Here is a 17,600-nt window from a genome sequence, read left to right as displayed (position 1 = left end):
CTTTCCCGCAAATCCTTTGCAGTAAAGAGCAGCTTTTTTGGGCTTATCGGGTTGAAGGCTGCGCCCTCTAGGGTCGTGTGTCCGGTTTAATCTCGAGTCCCAGCTTGCGAGCAGCAAGTCCCGTGGTACTGGCCTGCAGCAGGATCGTCAGCATGATCGCCATAAAGGTGACCGCCGATATCGCTCCTGCATGCGCCACGCCCATTCCGGCAATCATGCCGGAAAGCGCGGCGGGAATAACGCCTGTTTCGCGTACCCACATCATAAATAGCAGCTCCCGCCAGGACCATTTCACCTTCCTGTCGGGCAGCGCGCACAGCAGGATCGTCAGCGGGCGGGCCACAAACATGAGTACGAGCACCGCGGCCAGGCTCGGCCAGAAATAGTCGCCAAGGACACGGAAGTCAACCTGGCTGCCGAGCAGGATAAAAATCAGCATTCGCATCATGACGCTGGTATTATCCGCAAAGCTTCCCGTTTCCTCGAGCTTGTCATTCATGGACAGCCCCATCGTATCCGCGTTACCCCAGATGAGCCCCGCCACGAAGGTCGCCATAAATCCGCTCACATGAAGCATATCTCCTATTAAATAGGAAGAAAGTGCAACGACAACCATGGCGATTGTCGTGTAATCCTTTAGTACGCCCAGCCTGAAATGCGCCACTAAATAAGTCAGGAGGATCGAAACGATAGCTCCGACCACGATTCCGCCAACGGCCGTTTTAACGAAATCCCATGCCATATTTCCGAGATGCAGCGATTGGCCGCTGGTTACAGCCGCCAGGAGTGCAAAGGTCAGGATGGAGCCCGTAGCGTCGTTAAATGCGGACTCGCTCTCCACCGTCTCTCTCACCCGCTCCTTAATCTTTACCTGCTTAAAGACGGGAATGATCGAAGCCGGGTCCGTCGATGCGATAACAGCCGCTGCCAAAAAGGAAAAGATCCAGTCCAGCCCAAAACAGAAATGCACCGCGATTCCCACAACGCCTGTCGTCACAATGACGCCGGGAACGCTGAGCAGCGATAATGTGATCCACACTTTTTTCAGTCCGCTAAGCCTTAGATTGCGGCCGCCGTCGAATAGAATCAGCGCCGAGCCAACCGTCAGAATCAGCTGATTGATCAGCGAGCTGCTGGTGGCATTGATCAGGTGGAGTCCTCTTCCGAGCACCATGCCGGCGATGATGAACATAGCCACATCAGGTAAACGAAGCCAGGATGCCAGCTTTCCGGCCAGCATCCCGACGGTAATGACGAATAGCAGTAAAATTAATATGTGATGGATAATTTCAGTCGTCGAGGATTCCATGGTTGGTCACTTCCCGCACTAATTTACATTCACGGCTTCGCTCTCGAAGCGGTCGATATTCGAATTGGATCCAATAATAACCATAATATCCCCGGCATGAAGCTGATCCATCGCAGTCGGCGCAACGATGACCTTTCCTTCGCGGTGCAAAGCCACGATGCTGCACCCGAATTTCGCGCGGGTATTGACCTCGCTCAAGGTTTTGCCGTCTAACGTTTGCGGTACCGTCATCTCGACGATGCTGTACTCTTTGGACAGCTCGATATAGTCCAGCAGGTTCGGCGTGACAAGCTGATGGGCTACGCGGATGCCCATGTCCCGTTCAGGGAAAATCACCCGGTCCACGCCAAGCTTGCCCAGCGCGCGCCCGTGCAGGATCGAGATCGCCTTGGCGACAACGGTACGAACGCCCAGGTCCTTGAGCAAAATGGCGGCCAAAATACTCATCTGAATATCATCCCCGATGGCTACAATGCCGCAGTCGAAGTTCCGGATGCCCAGTGACTTCAAAACGTCCTCGTCCGTGGCATCCGCAACGACCGCATGTGTCAGATATTCGCTCATGTTGCTGACGACCTCTTCATTTTTATCAATGCCTAGCACCTCATACCCGAGATCGATCAGCTCCAGCGCAAGACTCGAGCCGAACCGTCCCAGACCAATCACCACAAACTGCTGTGTTTTCATTTCTCTCCCGATACTCCTTATATAATCAAATTTCTGTGCTCTCTATACATTACCCGATAATAATTTTTCCTTCGGGATGGCGGTACAGCTCTTTTCCTTTCTTCGGACCAAGTGCATACGCCAATGTAAGCGGACCTAATCGTCCGGCAAACATCGTTAAGCTCAGCAGGATTTTGCCGACCATAGACAAATGCGGGGTCAATCCGAGCGAAAGTCCGACCGTTCCGAAGGCTGAAGTCGTTTCGTACAGGATCGTCAAGAAGTTGCTGTCCTCCGTCGTCGATAGCACCATGGACACGCCGACCACCAGAAACAAAGCCAGGAAGGTAATCGTTAACGCTTTGAAAATGCGCTCCTGCGCCAGACGGTAACGGAAGATGACGATGTCGTCACGGCCGCGGATCATAGCAAACACCGCACCGACCATGATCGTAAAGGTTGTCGTTTTAATACCGCCGCCGGTCGATCCCGGCGAAGCGCCAATGAACATCAATATCACCATAAAGAATTGGGATGCCTGCCTCATGCTTGCCAAATCCAGCGTATTCGCGCCCGCCGTTCGCGGCGTCACCGACTGAAAGAAGGATGCGAGGATTTTGCCGCCCCAGTTCAACGATCCAAGCGTTTTGGAATTTGAAAATTCGAAAATGAAAATGACCACCGCCCCGACCAGAATCAAAGATCCCGTCATCGACAGCACGACCTTGGAGTGCAGCGACAGTTTCCGGTTTTTCTTGTAATCCACCAAATCGGACATCACGATAAAACCGATACCGCCGGAAACGATCAGAAACATGACGACGATATTCACGAGCGGATCATACACATAGCCCGTCAGGCTGTTAAAATGCCCGAACAGATCAAAGCCCGCGTTGTTGAACATCGAGACACCATGGAAAATCCCGAAGTAAATCGCCTTGCCGACCGGCATGTCGAAGGACCAGCGGATAGCAAATAAAACGGCCCCGCAGCCTTCAATGATAAGCGAAAACAAAAGCACCTTGCGGATCAGACGGACGATGCCCTCCATCGTATTCTGGTTCATCGCCTCCTGCAGAATCAGGCGGTCACGCAGCGAAATTTTTCGTTTCAGCGCAAGGGAAAACAACGTTGCCATCGTCATGAAACCTAGGCCGCCCACCTGGATCAGCAGCATAATGACGACTTGTCCAAAGGTACTGAAAAATAATCCCGTGTCTTTGACAACCAAACCCGTAACGCAAGTTGCCGATGTCGCGGTGAACAATGCATCGATAAACCGAAGCGGCTTGCCTGTCGTGTTGGATATCGGCAAGGTGAGAAGGATGGCCCCGATCAGGATAATAGCGGCGAACCCCAAAACCAGAATTTGCGGGGGAGCCAATCGAAACCATTTAAATTTAGCTGTCAACATATCCACCTCTTACGAAAAAAGTCAAAAAGAAAAAAGCATCGGAAATCCAATGCCTTTCGGTTTGGGCTCCTGCTGCATAACGCCTACGAGGTTAGCTGACGGATTCGGGCATGCACAGGTTGCCCTATTCGCTGCAATGAGCGAAATTCACCCCAAAATAATGGTTCCCCCGTTTTCATAAGGAAATTCGGCGTAAGATTATTCATTTGCAATTGCATCAAAATTATAATCCTTATTGTTTTACATCACAAAGCCATTATTTGAATGAAAACGTGGGAATACAGCCTGATTACATCGCTATTCTTATAAAAGTCTGCCATTCTCTTGCGTTTACAACTCATTTTCTTCATTTTCATCTTATTTTCATGACCCAGGCAGCGAAAACTGGCAAAAAGGGAACATCGTATGCTATGTTTACGTTTATACTATGTATATAACAACCATAATCGAATCCAAATAAAGGGGGCATTACATGAATCCCGTCGGACAACCACTCCAGCTCAGGACGAATTACAAACGGCTGGGCGTGTTCGCGGTCATCGGTCTTGTTCTATTTGTCCTGTTCCAGATCCTGCCTTCCACCGCCTCGGATACGCTTGAGCAGCAAGACACGAAGGTCATCAGCAAGGAGCAGGCGGAGCAGGCAGCCGTGACATACGCGCAAAATATGCTTCACCTCCAGATCGACAAGGGTAAGGAAGCGCTTGTGACGTACCAGTCCAGCTCCGATTTTTTCGGGTATCTCTCCAGAGAAAAGCTGCTGGATCAATACAATAAGACCTACGAAAGCGATTATCCATACGACGTCTTCCGCGTTCGGTTGACCGAGCAGGGGGATAAAGGCACCGCCAGCATTGACGTACATATGAAATCAGGCAAAGCCATTGCTTTTTCCGTTACGCCTCCTTATTCCGAGTATTCGGCTGCCATGACCGAGCCGAACAAGGAAAAGCGCGGCAACATGCTGCGTGTCGTTGAAGGCGATATGACCCTGCAGGATAAAAAACAGCTTGCTGAGCCATGGATAAAGCAGCTCGGCTTGAATTCCGATCAACTGGAGGTTTCCGCCGGCGATAACGGTGCGGGGCTTATCTATACGGATCCAAGCAAATCCATTGGCAGCTCGAACCTCCAGGTGAAATTTGCGTTCGAGGACAATGCGATCCACTCCATCCAGCCGGCCTTCTCGATTCCGGCAGCCCATACGGCTTACGTGGATCAAGAAACGTCCAAGGCCAAATGGCTGACCATCCTGGGCTATGGACTTCTCACCTTTGTGCTCGGCGTGCTTGCCATCGTCTACAGCGCTTTGTCGAGACATCATACGTCCTATAAAAGAGGCATCTTTTTAAGCATCTTTTACTTTGCCGTAGCCACGTTCAGCAGCTATAACCTGCTGCCCGTGTTCGAGGCGCAGGGTCTTACCGGATTCGGCCTCACGATCGGCATGATCGTGCAGACCTTCTTCAACCTTGTCATGTCTGCACTTCTCTACTTCTCTCTTGTCGGCGGAGACGGGCTCTGGCGCAAGGCCGGACTGAATGCCTGGGCCAGGGCCAAAGAGCCCGGATACGGCTCTTACGTGCTCCACAGCATGTTTACCGGCTATTTGTGGGCCTTCATCCTGATGGGCGTGCAATCCGTCATTTACATCGCGCTGGACAAAACCATCCATAGCTGGTCCACGACCGACGCCACGCAGTCGCCTTATAACATGCTGTATCCTTGGCTGCTGCCGATCATGGCCTGGATGGCGGGAATTTCCGAGGAAGCCGTATACCGTCTGTTCGGCATCCCTATGATGAAAAAGCTCGTACGCAATACATTTGTCGCCTGCCTGATCCCTACCCTGATTTGGGCGCTTGGACATACGCTGTATCCGATCTATCCGGTCATCACGCGGCCGATTGAGCTGACCATCATCGGTCTCCTGTTCAGCTTCATTTTCCTGAAGCACGGCTATATTGCCGTCATGTTCAGCCATGTCGTATTCGACAGCGTGCTGATGAGCTTCAGTCTGTTCGCCCTTGGCGACGTTCCGGATATTCTGGCGGGAATCATCACGATCATCATGCCGGCTGTGGTCGCTTATATCGTGTATGTGTTTAATCGCAAAAAGAAAAAGGAGTCATATCCTATGACTCCTCATCCTGAAGGGCTGCAATAATCTGCTTCGCCAGCTTATCTCCTATAGAAAGAGGCCGGAAATCATCGATGCTGGCCTCTTTTATTTTTTTCAGCGATCCAAAATGCTTCAGCAGCAGCTTGCGCCGTTTCTCGCCAATGCCCGGAATGGAATCCAGCTTCGATGTTACCATCGATTTACCTCGCTGCTCACGGTGAAAGGTGATGGCAAAGCGGTGCACCTCATCTTGAATCCGCTGCAGCAGGTAGAATTCCTGGCTGTCGCGCGGAAGGTCGACCGGTTCGGCCGGATCTCCCACCATCAATTGCGCGGTTCTGTGCTTCACGTCCTTGACCAGGCCGCAGACCGGGATAAACAGCCCCAGTTCATTCTCCAGCACATCGACCGCGGCGGATATTTGCCCTTTGCCCCCGTCCACGACGATCAAATCCGGCATTTCCAGGTTTTCCTTGAGGACCCGTTCATAGCGGCGACGAATTACCTCGCGCATCGTTTCGTAATCATCCGGTCCCTGCACGGAACGGACTTTATATTTACGGTACTCTTTCTTATCCGGCTTCCCGTCAATAAAGACCACCATGGCGGAAACCGGATTGGTGCCCTGGATGTTAGAGTTATCGAACGCTTCGATCCGGTGCAGATGGTCAATGCCGATCGACTGGCCCAGATTGGCTGCCGCTTTAAGGGTTCTTTCCTCGTCCCGTTCAATCAGCCTGAACTTCTCGTCCAGTGATACCTTCGCATTCTCAATGGCCATGCCGACCATCTGCCGTTTCATGCCGCGCTGCGGTACCAGCACTTTGATGCCGAGCCATTCCTGAAGGGAAGCGGCGGCGCTGGCTGCATCCAGCAGATCCGCTCCTTCCGCTCCGCCCTGTTCCGGATTCTGGCTGTCCTTCGGCGTTTCCGGCAGCAGAATCTCCTGCGGCAGCGCCGGATTATCGCTGTAATACTGCGTCACGAACGTCATGAAGTCGTTGTAGGCCTCGCCGTAGAACGGAAAAGCCGAAGCGTGGCGCTGCACCATTTTCCCCTGGCGCATGTACAGAATCTGCACGCACATCCAGCCTTTGTCCACCGAAAATCCGAGCACATCCCGGTCTCTGGCATCCGCGGTCGTGATTTTCTGCTTCTCCATAATTGCATCGATGTTCAGGATCTGGTCGCGGAGCTCTTTGGCACGTTCAAAATAAAGCTCCTCGGCCGCCTCCTGCATCTTGCGCTGAAGCTCCTTCTTGATTTCCTCATGGCCGCCGCTCAGAAATGACGTAATTTCCTGGGTAATCCGGTCATATTCCGCCTGCTCCACGTCCTTCTCGCAGGGAGCGAGACACTGGCCCATGTGGTAATACAGGCATACCTCCTTCGGCATGACGCCGCATTTGCGGAGCGGATACATCCGGTCGAGCAGTTTTTTCGTCTGCTGCGCGGCATACGCGTTCGGATACGGACCGAAATATTTGGCTTTGTCCTTCAGGACCTTTCTCGTCACCTCGAGCCGCGGATGCGGTTCATTGGTGATTTTTATATATGGAAACGTTTTGTCGTCTTTAAGCAGCACGTTATATCTCGGCTGATGCGTTTTGATCAGATTGCACTCGAGAATCAGCGCTTCAATGTTGCTGCCCGTGACGATATATTCGAAATCGCGGATATCAGCGACGAGCCGCTGCGTTTTACCGTCATGACTGCCTGTGAAGTAGGAACGGACACGGTTTTTCAGCACCTTGGCCTTGCCGACGTAGATGATTTTGCGCTCCGAGTTCTTCATCAAATAACAGCCGGGCAAATCCGGGAGCAATGCAAGCTTGTTGCGTATGTTTTCCATCGCTTTTTCATACTCTTGCTGCGTTTCTCGATTTTCGTCCATCATTCTCCCCTCCCGGTTTATAACATATCAGAAAAGATGCCCCTCCGTAAATCGCTTCCTTGTGAACAGCAAACAAAGCGCCCCCGGAAATCCGGAGGCGCATGATATGGTCGATCGTGAAATATGCTAAAATTATTGATGCTTCGAGATGATGTTCTTCAGGTTTTCCTTGGAATTCAGGCCTACCACTTTATCGACCGGTTGGCCGTCTTTGAAGAAGATCAGAGTCGGAATGCTCATTACGCCAAAACGGGAAGCCGTTTCCGGATTTTCATCCACGTTCAATTTGGCGATTTTAACGGAGTCGCCCATTTCGCTCGCCAGATCGTCAAGGATCGGAGCAATCATTTTGCAAGGACCGCACCAAGGCGCCCAGAAGTCAACCAATACTGTACCTTGGCCTTCAATTTCAGCATTAAAGGATTGGTCAGTTACATTCACAATAGCCATTATATTTTTCCTCCTTATAAAAAAGCTGAATTCATCAAACTGATATGTCTTTGCGGACAGTTTAAGTATAACACACTTTTTTTGAAAATGTAAAATCCTTAATTACAGATTTGATGCCCGAATTCGTGCTACAATGGAAAGAAGACTATTTTTTGGGATTAACGCAGTCCATTCCATATGAGTAACATTAACCCGAAATGACGATGCTTAAACGCATGGCGGACCTTCATTCTTTTGCGGATTTTTCAAGCCGGCAACGCAGCCCCGCTCCTATTAGTATTCACCATATATTCTTTACAAATTCTTTGGAAATTGGGTATACTAATGTTAACTCGGGTTTCTCTGTCAATGACAACGTTCATTTACATAAAGTGAAACCATCCTGAGGGAGGCATTGTGATTATGGATGCAAACGTGCACGCAAACGATCCACGGAAACACGTGAACGAAGAGCCGCGCAATGACTTGATGGATCTGATGAATGGCTTCGGGGGCATGGCTTTGCTTATGACTCTTATTTTCGCTGTCATGGTCATCATCAAGTTTGTTATCTCCGGCTAACAGAAACTTGCGGGTGAGCTCAAACCCAAAAAGCCTGACCTTACCGCCGATTCGGCTGTAGGTCAGGCTTTTTTCAATGCCTTACGGGAGCTATAGCTTCTACTAAGTCCGGCTTCGCCGCTGGTTCTCCCCGTGCAGATGCACGATATCCACAAACGGAGATATCCGGTCCATCAGACGCTGTCCCTTGTGCATCTCCTCGCCGTCCTTGCTGGTGAAGCTCAGATGCTTCTCCAGACTCGCAAGATCATAATTGGAGGTGTAAAAGGTCGGCTTCCGGTTCATTCTGAAATTGAGAATGGCTCCAAGCACGTGATCCCGTACCCAAGGGCTCAAATTCTCCGCCCCGATGTCGTCGAAAATAAGCAGGTCGCAATTTTTCATGACATCGACCGTTTCCTTCAGCTTATCGCTGTCCTGAATCATCGATTTCAAATCCTCGACGAAATCCGGCATGTAGACGATCACGCCCGTGTATCCGCCGATCGCAAGCTCATGCAGCAGATAGCTCATCAGGAACGTCTTGCCCGTACCGAACGAGCCGTACAAGTACAGCCCTTGAGGCGTGAGCCCGTTCTCCTTGACCTCGCGGATGTAACGGAACACCTGGTTTACCGCGGGAGCGCGCAGACGGTCTTTACCCATGATTTCGACTTCGTTGTATCCTTCCTCCAGCGCGCGTTCATCCACGTAAAAGCTGCGGATGCGCTTTTTGATGCTGTCTTCGTTCTGACGCGCCATCTGGAGGGAGCATGCCGCTTTCCGTTCCACCAGCTCCATCTGTCCGTTCGCTTCCCTGGCCTCCAGCTTGCTGAAATGACCTTGAAAATCATTCGGACAACGGTCCAGGCCCGGGCAATTCCCGCAATGCCTGCGATCGTTCACATATTGGTAGAGACGGGGCAGGTTGGCGCGAAGCAAGGCGTCGTCGATCTCCGGATGCTCCGCCTGGAGCTCCTTCACGATCGGATCGTTCATCAGGTCCTTCAAGATCGCCTGCGATCTTTGTATAAAGGACGGCCCCTTCATCTGCTTTAATACCTGGCCGAGTGATTCCATGCTTCATTCCCCTCCTTTCAGACCACCCGCGCAGCGTGTTGCGCGTGCGTTAAACTCCCTTTTTCTTGCTCGCCTGCATTTCGGCCGCCATGCGCAGCATAGCTTCAAACTCTTCCTCGCTGACCGCGTCCATCGCATGGCTTTCCTGGGCGATCGGGATTTCCGGCTTCATTCGTACCGACTTGCTGCCGTATGTACGGGTTCTTGCGTTCCCTGAGGCGGCTGCCTGCTTCCCTTTTACCTTGGACTGATCCCGAATATATTGAACGGCTTTTTCGTACGAATTGACCTGCTTCAACAGCATGTTCGATGCGATCGCTTCGACAAAATTACGGTTAATCCGCTGCTCATTGCCGCCTGACGTCAGTAGAGACATTAAATAATGGATGAGTACGTTGATGACTTCTCCCGGCAGCTTGTAGCTGTGGTCGATTTTATCGAAAATATCCAGAAAGTTATCCGGAATCGATCCGGGAAAAAAGGTCTTCAGCAGCTTCGTATACGGCTCATTGCGGAGCATCATATTATATTGGTGGATATCGCATTTCGATTGAAACTGGACAGGCACATCCACGTAATATTCCATTTCGACGGCATGCTCCAGCGGTGCCGGGTCCTGGGTTTCCTCGCTCTGGCGGATCGATACCACCTTGGCGGCATAGACCTCGCGCTGCTCCTGGCGGCGCTTGCCCTGCCGGAAATGGAGATTGGCGTTCCGCTGAAGCTCGTCGAGCGCAATGCTGCTATCGGCGGCGAACACGCCGTCCTCATCCAGCAGCCGGCACAGATCCTGCACGGAGAGCTCATACTTATTCACCACGTAATTGATGATCCCCATCTGCTCATGATTAAACCGGAGCTTCTCGACATGCTCACGGTTGACCGAGTCCTTCGGAAAACGGAGAATAATGTCGGCATAATTCAGCGTTTCCTCTTGATCGGGCAGCCTTACCCCAGGCTGCCTTGCCGTGGATACTTCGGAGAGGGCCTGCTCCAGCTCGTAATCGATGACATGCGTATTGAGTTCAAAAATGTCGTAAAAGGCCCGTGAGATATTCTCCTTATGGCCGGCGGCCGCTTCGGCAAATTCCTCGGGCTCCCTCGACCACAGCTCCTCGCGGAGCGACAGGACGGCGAACTTACCTATTTTATCGCGCAGCAGCAGCGTCAAGTGCTGAGTATTGAAAAACTCGGCAGGCGAAAGCGGCTGCTGAAGCTCATATTCATAAATGTAATCTTCATGCTCCGGCATGTACATCCGGCAGGTTTGCAAAAGTCCGACCGCCTCCAGCAGCGAGGCCTGCTCAATCAGAAACTTGCGGCCCTTTTCGCTCGGCTCCAGCCCCAAGGTCAAAAACAGGCGGCGCTGCTGCTCAAGCGGCGAATATCCCAACTTTTCTATAGGAATCTGCTGGAACAGCAGATGATATAAACTGATAGCGAAGGCTCCGACCATGGGCTGATAGACTGAGCTGAGCATTCTGCCGTCCAGGCTGCTTAAGCAAAAATCGCGGTAAACGCAGTACCTGTGATTCTCCGTAAAATGCAGCAGGCTCTTCATATGCATATTGTGGCTCCTCCCATCGTAACGTAGACTTCCTCTATTCTATCATAAAAGGAATCCCGGCTCCGATAAATTTCGACGATTATTTTGCCGCCAAATGAATCCAGTCCGCGATATCCTGTATGACTTCCCAGGGCATATTGGATGGAAAACGGTATTCCTCGCCGGTCGAAGGCCGATCATACAAGGCATACATATGATTCAGTCCGGGATAAGATTTATACTGAACATCCGTCCTCGAGTCAAGCGCCTGCTTCCATACCTTCAAGCTCGAAGGAGGCACCTGCACATCGTTCTCCCCCTGAAGAATAAGCAGCGGAACATGCTGGCTTCGCGCGATAAGCGGACCGCTGTATCGCCGGATATCATACCACCAGTACGCACTGGGCAGCGGAAACTGTGCCGGCAGGTTATCCTTCGAATATTCGTCGTCATGAAGCAGATCCACCGCCGTCTGCCATGTATCGACCTTGGCCTTTTTCCGCTCCAGCTCCGCTGCGGCCTCATGATTGTCGACGGCGCGCTTCATAATGCCCTGATACTGCTGCAGCATCAGATCTTCAAGCGAGCCCGACGGAGCCGACAGGAGCATCGCACCGGCAATGGAGCCGTCCAGGTCCTCCTGGATGATTGTCGGCACCAGCATGCCCCCTTGACTGTGGCCCAGCACGTAAATCCTGCCCGGATCAATCCGTTCGTCCTGCCGCAGCCGCTTGACCGCGGACAGCGCATCCTCGATCGTCTCCTCCTGCACCGTAAACTCGGGGAAGAGCGAGCGGTTGGGATATTCATATGTCCGCTTGGAGTAACGCAGAACGGCAACGCCTTCTTGGGCAAGACCCACCGCGATATCCCGAAACATTTTGCCGCCACCGGATGATTCATCCTGATCGTTCGGCCCCGAACCGTGGACCAGAACAACCGCCGGCAGTTTTCCACCGGATCCGGCAGGTAAAGTCAATATGCCGGGTAAGGGCAGGCTCTTCGAGCCGACCGTCATCTTTTGCTCCGTATATCGCCCGGGGTCGCCGTATGCCGGAGGAAGATACACATCGGGTGTGCTATGCAGCACGGCAAGATCATCCAGCTTGCCCTCCGGATCAAAACGAAGCTCCATCCGGAAGCTTTTCCCGCGCGGGGTCTGATAATCCAGGACGGCGTTCCTATGTACATCATTCGCCTCGGACCTGGACGTCAGCATCGTCCACGAACCATAGGCATCTTCAAGGTTATGCCGGTATTGCTCCAGCGCATCTGCCGGAAAAAGCGCAGCCAACGCATCGTTCATCAGACCCCGGGCCTGATCGTAATCGCCCCGCTGCAGCAGTCTCATCCAATACATGCCGAGGCCGCTTGTATCCTCCGCATCCGGCTTCCACTGTCCGTCATCCTGCTTCATACGGATTTTCAGGGCTTGACGGAACGATTCGACCGGTACCCGAACCTTATGATCCATGCTCATGACCGCAGGCTGACCCAGCTCAAAGTCCGTTCCGTTTAATACCGACAGCCCGCTGCCAACCGCCATATTCCATTTCAGCCGGCCAAGCGTTACGATCAGCGCTTTATCCTCCTTGCTCCAGATGACGCTCCCGCCCAGCGCCTCAACGGCTTCCCGAACCGGAATCAGCCCGGTGTCCGCATAGATCCGTTGTGGCGAAATAAAGCTGCACGCCAGCAGCATGACCGCCAAAAGAGAAAAGCTCAAGCCTTTTTTCAATCGTTCTCCCCCCTTCGACATCGAGCCTATTCCTACAATACCGCCAGTATATGAAGCAAAACAGCCCTCCTTCCGGAGAGCTGTCCAAAGTTGTTCTTTTAAAACATTTTAAATCCGCTTTTACGCAGCGATTGAATGGATAGCCCGCTGATGACCGCTCCGGCGAGACCCGCAACCCCCGTCAAATAATCTACGACACGGAAGGACGCCAAATGGTCAAGGAACGATACTTCACCACGATCCCAAAGGGAATACACCACAAGGGGCAAAATAACGACGATGAATAAATAAGAAGGAAACCATGTCGTCTTCATGAGCATATTTAAGATGAAGCCGATCCCGAACATCATCACGAAAAATAGAACCATCAGCACTAACACAGGAATAAACTGCATCTAACCTGCCCACCTCTTCTTCTCTCTGGCCCGCCATTCATCCTGTGCACCGGTAACCGCTCACATGCTCGAAATGCAGGCCAATATACCACTTTGTTCAGTTTACTAGAAAATTTGTCACGAAGCAACGAACAATAATTGAATAGATTGTGACTTTGTTTGCTCTTTCAACCGGGGTTGGATACAATATATAGAAGATGTTTGACGAAAGAAATGCAACTAAACTTGGGAGTGATCGATAAATGAACGAAGCAGCATCTACTTTAGAAGGCTGGTACGCTCTTCATGATTTTCGTTCCATCAACTGGACAGCCTGGAAATCTGCAGACGACGAAGAACGCGCGATGGCGCTCGATGAACTGCAGGAATTTATGAAAGAATGGTCGGAAGTCGAATCGGCCAACCAAGGCAGCACCGCCGTGTACACGATTGTGGGTCAAAAAGCGGATTTCATCATCATGCATCTGCGTGAGACGCTGGAAGAACTTAACGCGGTGGAAACCGCATTCAATAAAACCCTGTTCGCTCGCTTCACTACCAAATCTTATTCCTATGTAAGCGTCGTGGAGCTGAGCAATTATCTCGCAGGCTCGGGCGACGGCGATCCGATGGAGAATCCGCATGTCATTGCGCGCCTCAAGCCGATCCTGCCTAAAACACAGTATATCTGCTTCTATCCGATGAACAAAAAGCGCGACCAAAACGATAACTGGTACATGCTCGATATGGATGAGCGCCGCAATATGATGCGCAGCCACGGGCTGATCGGCCGTTCGTACGCCGGCAAGGTGAAGCAGATCATTACCGGCTCCGTCGGCTTCGACGACTGGGAATGGGGAGTAACGCTGTTCGCAGACGATGCCCTTCAATTCAAGAAGCTTGTATATGAAATGCGATTTGACGAAGTCAGCGCACGTTTTGCCGAATTCGGCAGCTTCTTCGTCGGAACGCTGCTCACCGCGGAATCCTTTGAAGAAATGCTCAAAGTATAGGTCCAATGAATTAAAAGAGCTGTCCCCCGACCGGGGGACAGCTCTTTTTCATGGAATGGAATCGAATCAGGCAACCCCTTAAGGCTATTGCCTATTCTTCTTCCTGCTCCAGCCGCTTCAAGGATTCCAGAAACTCCGCCGTCTCCCGGTCGCGGTCACGGCTCTTCTCCTTCAATCTCTCAATGGCCGGCAATATCAGAATATCGATTTCCTTCTGCACCGGATATACCAGATCATAGCGGTTCTGATCCTCCAGGTAGCCCCCGACTTCCATCAAAGCATTGTAGCGGTCGAGCTCATCCCTCGTCAAAAGTGAGCGCACCTGAACGCTGCAGTGACGCATGCTACAGGAACTTCCCTTTTTTCAGCACCAACGGAATGCCGCCGATAATGAATAAGTAGCGCATGTCGACGAGTTTTTTCAGCTGCGCTGCCTTCCAGCCCTTCATCAGCTTGTCGCCGACGGCGGCAATGCCTTCGCCTTTGCCCAGGGAAGCAACGGTGCCCTTATTGTTATACACGAATTTGCGGGGCTGCTGGTTTCGAATGGCAGCCACAATGTTATGCGCACAGCACACGCCCTGCTGCATCGCGATTTGAGCGGTCGGCGGGTATGGGCGGCCTTCCGGATTAAAGACGAGGGCGTTGTCGCCAATGATATAAATATGATCATGGCCTGGCGCATGCAGGTACTCATCGACTTTCACGCGTCCGCGCGCCGTCTCAAAGCCGGCGGCTTCGATCATGCGATTGCCGCGGATGCCCCCGGTCCATACGACCGTAGCCGCTTTGATCTCTTCGCCCGTAGCGAGCATAACGCCATCCGGCGTACATTCCTGAATCGCGACGCCGATTTTGAAGGTTACGCCTTTTTTCTTCAGGACGTCCATCGCATATTCCACGAGTTCAGGCGCAAATCCCGGCAGCGCAGTCGGCGCGGCCTCCACATTGTAAATGTTGACGAGGCTCGGATCCACGTCGTACTCTTTGCACAGCTCCGGCATCCGATCCGCGAGCTCTGCCACGAACTCGATTCCGCTGAAGCCCGCCCCGCCTACGACGAAGTTGAGACGTTCCTGCGGATGTCTTTCATTTTTATACAGGGCAAACTGGTATTCGATATGCTTGCGGATCAGACGGACCGAGTTGATGCTGCGGATCGTCATCGCATAGTCCGCCAGTCCCGGAATGCCAAAGGTTTCGGATTCGCCGCCCAGGGAAATGACAAGGTAATCGTAAGAAAGGGTGCCGTCCTCAAGGATCACCTTTTTCTCATGGGGCCGGATTTCCTGAACGGATGATTTAACCAGATCGATCTTGAATTCATCGATCAGCTTCGAAATCGGAACGCGTGTATTTTCAACGCTGTCCGTCCCTGCCGCCGGCATATGCAAATGGGTCGTAATGTAATGGTAGTCATGCCGATTAACAAGGGTAACGTCAGCTTCATTATAATTTAATTCCTTTTGAAGTCGCTGTGCTGTCAGAATACCTGCGTATCCCGCGCCAAGGATTACGATCTTGGGAATGTTGCTCATCATCTTGCTCCTTCCAAATCCTTCGTTTATATATTTATATATTTTGTGATACATTACAAAACTTATTGTGAAAATTTACACTTTACTTATCAGGCTGGTGCGGAGATTTCCGTAGCTTGCAGACCGGGAATCGCATCTATTCTGACAACTGTGGAAACTTTTATCAGTGGTCAATTATAAATATTCAAAATATAGGCTTAAAATGTCTGAAATTCGACAAAAAGATGGTAATGCACAATTGAAATGATAGCTACTTTCCGGCAAAAGATCAAGTCTTATTTGGGCCGGTTTTCCGCCTCAAAAGCCGGATTATACGGGCATATTTCAAGGGCGGCATCCGTTTTTCCCACCTGCCGTTTTCGAGGATTCGCCACGGGGAAGCTTCCTGTCCGCTTTCCAGCCCGATACGGGTATATTATAATGAAATGAGTTATTGATCTTGATTATCAAGCTGGAGGTGTGTATACACAATGACATCACATATAGAAAGTGTTGAAATATCCGACCTGCTCATTATTGGGGGAGGTCCAACCGGCATGTTTGCATCCTTTTACTGCGGCATGCGCCAGGCATCCGTTACACTGATCGAAAGCATGCCTCAGCTGGGCGGCCAGCTTACCGCCTTGTATCCCGAGAAATACATCTACGATGTTGCCGGATTCCCGAAAGTGACGGCCCAGGAGCTCGTGGACAACCTGTCCAAGCAAATGGAGCTGTTCCAGGCGAACGTCCGTCTGGAGGAGAAGGTCACCTCTCTCACAAAAAAGGATGAACGTCATTTCGTCATCACCACAGACAAGGACGAATACCATGCCAAAGCCGTCATCATTACGGCCGGAGTCGGTGCATTTCAGCCCCGGCGCCTCGAGGTGGAAGGCGCAGAACGATTCGAGAAATCGAATCTGCATTATTTCGTCAATGATTTAAACCGGTTCCGGGGCAGAAAAGTCCTTATTACAGGCGGAGGCGACTCGGCGGTAGATTGGGCGCTGATGCTGGAGCCGATTGCCGAGCAGGTCACCTTGGTCCATCGGCGGGACAAGTTCCGCGCGCATGAGCACAGCGTCGAGAATCTGATGAATTCGAAGGTTAACGTGGTGACCCCTACGGAAATTACCGGTCTGCACGGGGATGACAAGATCAGCAAAGTCACTCTGACCCATGTTAAGACCAAAGAAACGCAGGACATTGAAGTGGATGATGTGATCGTCAATTTCGGCTTTGTGTCGTCGCTGGGACCGATCGCCGATTGGGGCATTGAGATCGAATCCAACTCCATCATCGTAGATTCGAGAATGGAGACCAATATTCCGGGTATTTTTGCCGCCGGCGATATCACCACTTATCCAGGCAAGCTGAAGCTGATTGCTGTCGGATTTGGCGAAGCGCCGACCGCCGTGAATAATGCCAAGGTCTATATTGACCCGGATGCGAAGCTGTCTCCAGGTCACAGCAGCAACATGAAGCTGTAATTCCATCCCGAATCCGAACACAAAAAAGGGTATCCTTGTCCAGGCTGCTTCATCATGGCAGTCATCAAGGGTACCCTCATTTTATATAATCCGGTTTTATGTATCTAATGATGGAATCTACACCTCCAAACGCCGTAAGATGGAAATTGTTTCGCAACCTTCATAAGGAAATAATGAACGATGGATGTGTAGCGAGTTATTTTAGTGAACGACGCTCGGCGAGACAGCCTCTAGATTCCGTTTGTGAATTTCTGCAAGAAGCAAGGTTATGAAATCCCGATCCAGCATCAATTCTACAGCCGCATGGTAAGAATCCAAGAGCATTTCATCCGTCAAGATAGCCATTCCTTTCACATCCCTTCCTATTTTTTCCTCGAAACTATCATATCAAACATCAAGAAGCGGAACAAGCGCTCGCAATATCCACAGGCTGTTGTGGAAATC

General features: G+C 51.4%; 16 protein-coding genes and 1 riboswitch. Of the genes, 4 read left to right on the top strand and 12 right to left on the bottom strand.

Features of this window, described 5'->3' with window-relative positions; genetic code table 11:
• Positions 1-67: 67 nt before the first annotated feature.
• From PCH05_RS20375 to PCH05_RS20365, 3 genes are read right to left on the bottom strand one after another with little or no spacing between them, the layout of a single operon-like run.
• Positions 68-1,309: a cation:proton antiporter gene (locus PCH05_RS20375; RefSeq protein ID WP_127605288.1), complete on the bottom strand. Its 1,242-nt coding sequence runs from the start codon at positions 1,307-1,309 to the stop codon at positions 68-70.
• Between the two features lie 18 nt (positions 1,310-1,327).
• Positions 1,328-1,996 carry a potassium channel family protein gene (locus PCH05_RS20370; protein WP_127605286.1) on the bottom strand — a complete coding sequence of 223 codons (669 nt, stop codon included), beginning with the start codon at positions 1,994-1,996 and terminating at the stop codon, positions 1,328-1,330.
• Positions 1,997-2,045: 49 nt separating this feature from the next.
• On the bottom strand, positions 2,046-3,389 hold the full coding sequence (locus PCH05_RS20365; protein WP_127605284.1) for a TrkH family potassium uptake protein: 1,344 nt from the start codon (positions 3,387-3,389) through the stop codon (positions 2,046-2,048).
• 65 nt (positions 3,390-3,454) lie between these two features.
• A riboswitch (cyclic di-AMP (ydaO/yuaA leader) is annotated at positions 3,455-3,592 on the bottom strand.
• A 269-nt stretch (positions 3,593-3,861) separates the two neighbouring features.
• Here PCH05_RS20365 and PCH05_RS20360 point away from each other — a divergent pair.
• A complete protein-coding gene (locus PCH05_RS20360; protein ID WP_127605282.1) occupies positions 3,862-5,556 on the top strand; it encodes a CPBP family intramembrane glutamic endopeptidase in 1,695 nt (564 codons plus the stop codon).
• On the opposite strand, the gene uvrC is transcribed toward PCH05_RS20360, so the two are convergent.
• Together uvrC and trxA are read right to left on the bottom strand one after the other, a co-directional pair.
• Positions 5,525-7,405 (bottom strand): excinuclease ABC subunit UvrC, encoded by a 1,881-nt coding sequence (gene uvrC / locus PCH05_RS20355; protein WP_127605280.1) that lies wholly within the window; start codon positions 7,403-7,405, stop codon positions 5,525-5,527. The genes PCH05_RS20360 and uvrC overlap by 32 nt on opposite strands.
• A gap of 132 nt (positions 7,406-7,537) precedes the next feature.
• Positions 7,538-7,855, bottom strand: a complete 318-nt coding sequence (trxA, locus tag PCH05_RS20350; protein WP_127605278.1) for a thioredoxin — start codon at positions 7,853-7,855, stop codon at positions 7,538-7,540.
• 402 nt (positions 7,856-8,257) lie between these two features.
• Here trxA and PCH05_RS20345 point away from each other — a divergent pair, with 402 nt between their 5' ends.
• Positions 8,258-8,416: a YqzM family protein gene (locus PCH05_RS20345; protein ID WP_127605276.1), complete on the top strand. Its 159-nt coding sequence runs from the start codon at positions 8,258-8,260 to the stop codon at positions 8,414-8,416.
• 102 nt (positions 8,417-8,518) lie between these two features.
• Here PCH05_RS20345 and dnaI read toward each other — a convergent pair whose 3' ends face one another.
• The 4 genes from dnaI to PCH05_RS20325 all read right to left on the bottom strand — a co-directional run bounded on the left by dnaI (position 8,519) and on the right by PCH05_RS20325 (position 13,154).
• The gene (dnaI, locus tag PCH05_RS20340) at positions 8,519-9,475 is read right to left on the bottom strand and encodes a primosomal protein DnaI (RefSeq protein WP_127605274.1); all 957 of its coding nucleotides are present in this window, start codon (positions 9,473-9,475) and stop codon (positions 8,519-8,521) included.
• Positions 9,476-9,524: 49 nt separating this feature from the next.
• Positions 9,525-11,042, bottom strand: a complete 1,518-nt coding sequence (locus tag PCH05_RS20335; RefSeq protein WP_127605272.1) for a replication initiation and membrane attachment family protein — start codon at positions 11,040-11,042, stop codon at positions 9,525-9,527.
• A gap of 79 nt (positions 11,043-11,121) precedes the next feature.
• A complete protein-coding gene (locus PCH05_RS20330; protein WP_164766732.1) occupies positions 11,122-12,759 on the bottom strand; it encodes an alpha/beta hydrolase family protein in 1,638 nt (545 codons plus the stop codon).
• Between the two features lie 98 nt (positions 12,760-12,857).
• Complete coding sequence (locus PCH05_RS20325) at positions 12,858-13,154, bottom strand: YuiB family protein (protein ID WP_127605268.1); 297 nt, start codon at positions 13,152-13,154, stop codon at positions 12,858-12,860.
• A gap of 242 nt (positions 13,155-13,396) precedes the next feature.
• Between PCH05_RS20325 and hemQ the strand changes: the two genes are divergently transcribed.
• On the top strand, positions 13,397-14,146 hold the full coding sequence (hemQ, locus tag PCH05_RS20320; protein WP_127605266.1) for a hydrogen peroxide-dependent heme synthase: 750 nt from the start codon (positions 13,397-13,399) through the stop codon (positions 14,144-14,146).
• A gap of 91 nt (positions 14,147-14,237) precedes the next feature.
• On the opposite strand, the gene PCH05_RS20315 is transcribed toward hemQ, so the two are convergent.
• On the bottom strand, positions 14,238-14,489 hold the full coding sequence (locus tag PCH05_RS20315) for a hypothetical protein (protein ID WP_127605264.1): 252 nt from the start codon (positions 14,487-14,489) through the stop codon (positions 14,238-14,240).
• 1 nt (position 14,490) lies between these two features.
• Positions 14,491-15,684 (bottom strand): NAD(P)/FAD-dependent oxidoreductase, encoded by a 1,194-nt coding sequence (locus PCH05_RS20310; RefSeq protein WP_127605262.1) that lies wholly within the window; start codon positions 15,682-15,684, stop codon positions 14,491-14,493.
• A gap of 470 nt (positions 15,685-16,154) precedes the next feature.
• On the opposite strand from PCH05_RS20310, the gene PCH05_RS20305 reads away from it, so the two are divergent.
• Positions 16,155-17,156, top strand: a complete 1,002-nt coding sequence (locus PCH05_RS20305; protein ID WP_127605260.1) for an NAD(P)/FAD-dependent oxidoreductase — start codon at positions 16,155-16,157, stop codon at positions 17,154-17,156.
• Between the two features lie 201 nt (positions 17,157-17,357).
• Here PCH05_RS20305 and PCH05_RS20300 read toward each other — a convergent pair whose 3' ends face one another.
• Positions 17,358-17,501: a sporulation histidine kinase inhibitor Sda gene (locus tag PCH05_RS20300; protein ID WP_127605258.1), complete on the bottom strand. Its 144-nt coding sequence runs from the start codon at positions 17,499-17,501 to the stop codon at positions 17,358-17,360.
• Positions 17,502-17,600: the final 99 nt, after the last annotated feature.

This window comes from Paenibacillus chibensis (assembly GCF_004001045.1).
Classification (GTDB): domain Bacteria; phylum Bacillota; class Bacilli; order Paenibacillales; family Paenibacillaceae; genus Paenibacillus_AQ; species Paenibacillus_AQ chibensis.
Note: the sequence above shows the minus strand (reverse complement) of the source record. Positions and strands in the feature narration are given on the sequence as shown.

Coding starts and splice junctions, on each gene's coding strand:
- PCH05_RS20375 (WP_127605288.1), bottom strand. CDS start 1,309: ATGGAATCCTCGACGACTGAAATTATCCATCACATATTAATTTTACTG.
- PCH05_RS20370 (WP_127605286.1), bottom strand. CDS start 1,996: ATGAAAACACAGCAGTTTGTGGTGATTGGTCTGGGACGGTTCGGCTCG.
- PCH05_RS20365 (WP_127605284.1), bottom strand. CDS start 3,389: ATGTTGACAGCTAAATTTAAATGGTTTCGATTGGCTCCCCCGCAAATT.
- PCH05_RS20360 (WP_127605282.1), top strand. CDS start 3,862: ATGAATCCCGTCGGACAACCACTCCAGCTCAGGACGAATTACAAACGG.
- uvrC (WP_127605280.1), bottom strand. CDS start 7,405: ATGGACGAAAATCGAGAAACGCAGCAAGAGTATGAAAAAGCGATGGAA.
- trxA (WP_127605278.1), bottom strand. CDS start 7,855: ATGGCTATTGTGAATGTAACTGACCAATCCTTTAATGCTGAAATTGAA.
- PCH05_RS20345 (WP_127605276.1), top strand. CDS start 8,258: ATGGATGCAAACGTGCACGCAAACGATCCACGGAAACACGTGAACGAA.
- dnaI (WP_127605274.1), bottom strand. CDS start 9,475: ATGGAATCACTCGGCCAGGTATTAAAGCAGATGAAGGGGCCGTCCTTT.
- PCH05_RS20335 (WP_127605272.1), bottom strand. CDS start 11,042: ATGCATATGAAGAGCCTGCTGCATTTTACGGAGAATCACAGGTACTGC.
- PCH05_RS20325 (WP_127605268.1), bottom strand. CDS start 13,154: ATGCAGTTTATTCCTGTGTTAGTGCTGATGGTTCTATTTTTCGTGATG.
- hemQ (WP_127605266.1), top strand. CDS start 13,397: ATGAACGAAGCAGCATCTACTTTAGAAGGCTGGTACGCTCTTCATGAT.
- PCH05_RS20315 (WP_127605264.1), bottom strand. CDS start 14,489: ATGCGTCACTGCAGCGTTCAGGTGCGCTCACTTTTGACGAGGGATGAG.
- PCH05_RS20310 (WP_127605262.1), bottom strand. CDS start 15,684: ATGAGCAACATTCCCAAGATCGTAATCCTTGGCGCGGGATACGCAGGT.
- PCH05_RS20305 (WP_127605260.1), top strand. CDS start 16,155: ATGACATCACATATAGAAAGTGTTGAAATATCCGACCTGCTCATTATT.
- PCH05_RS20300 (WP_127605258.1), bottom strand. CDS start 17,501: ATGGCTATCTTGACGGATGAAATGCTCTTGGATTCTTACCATGCGGCT.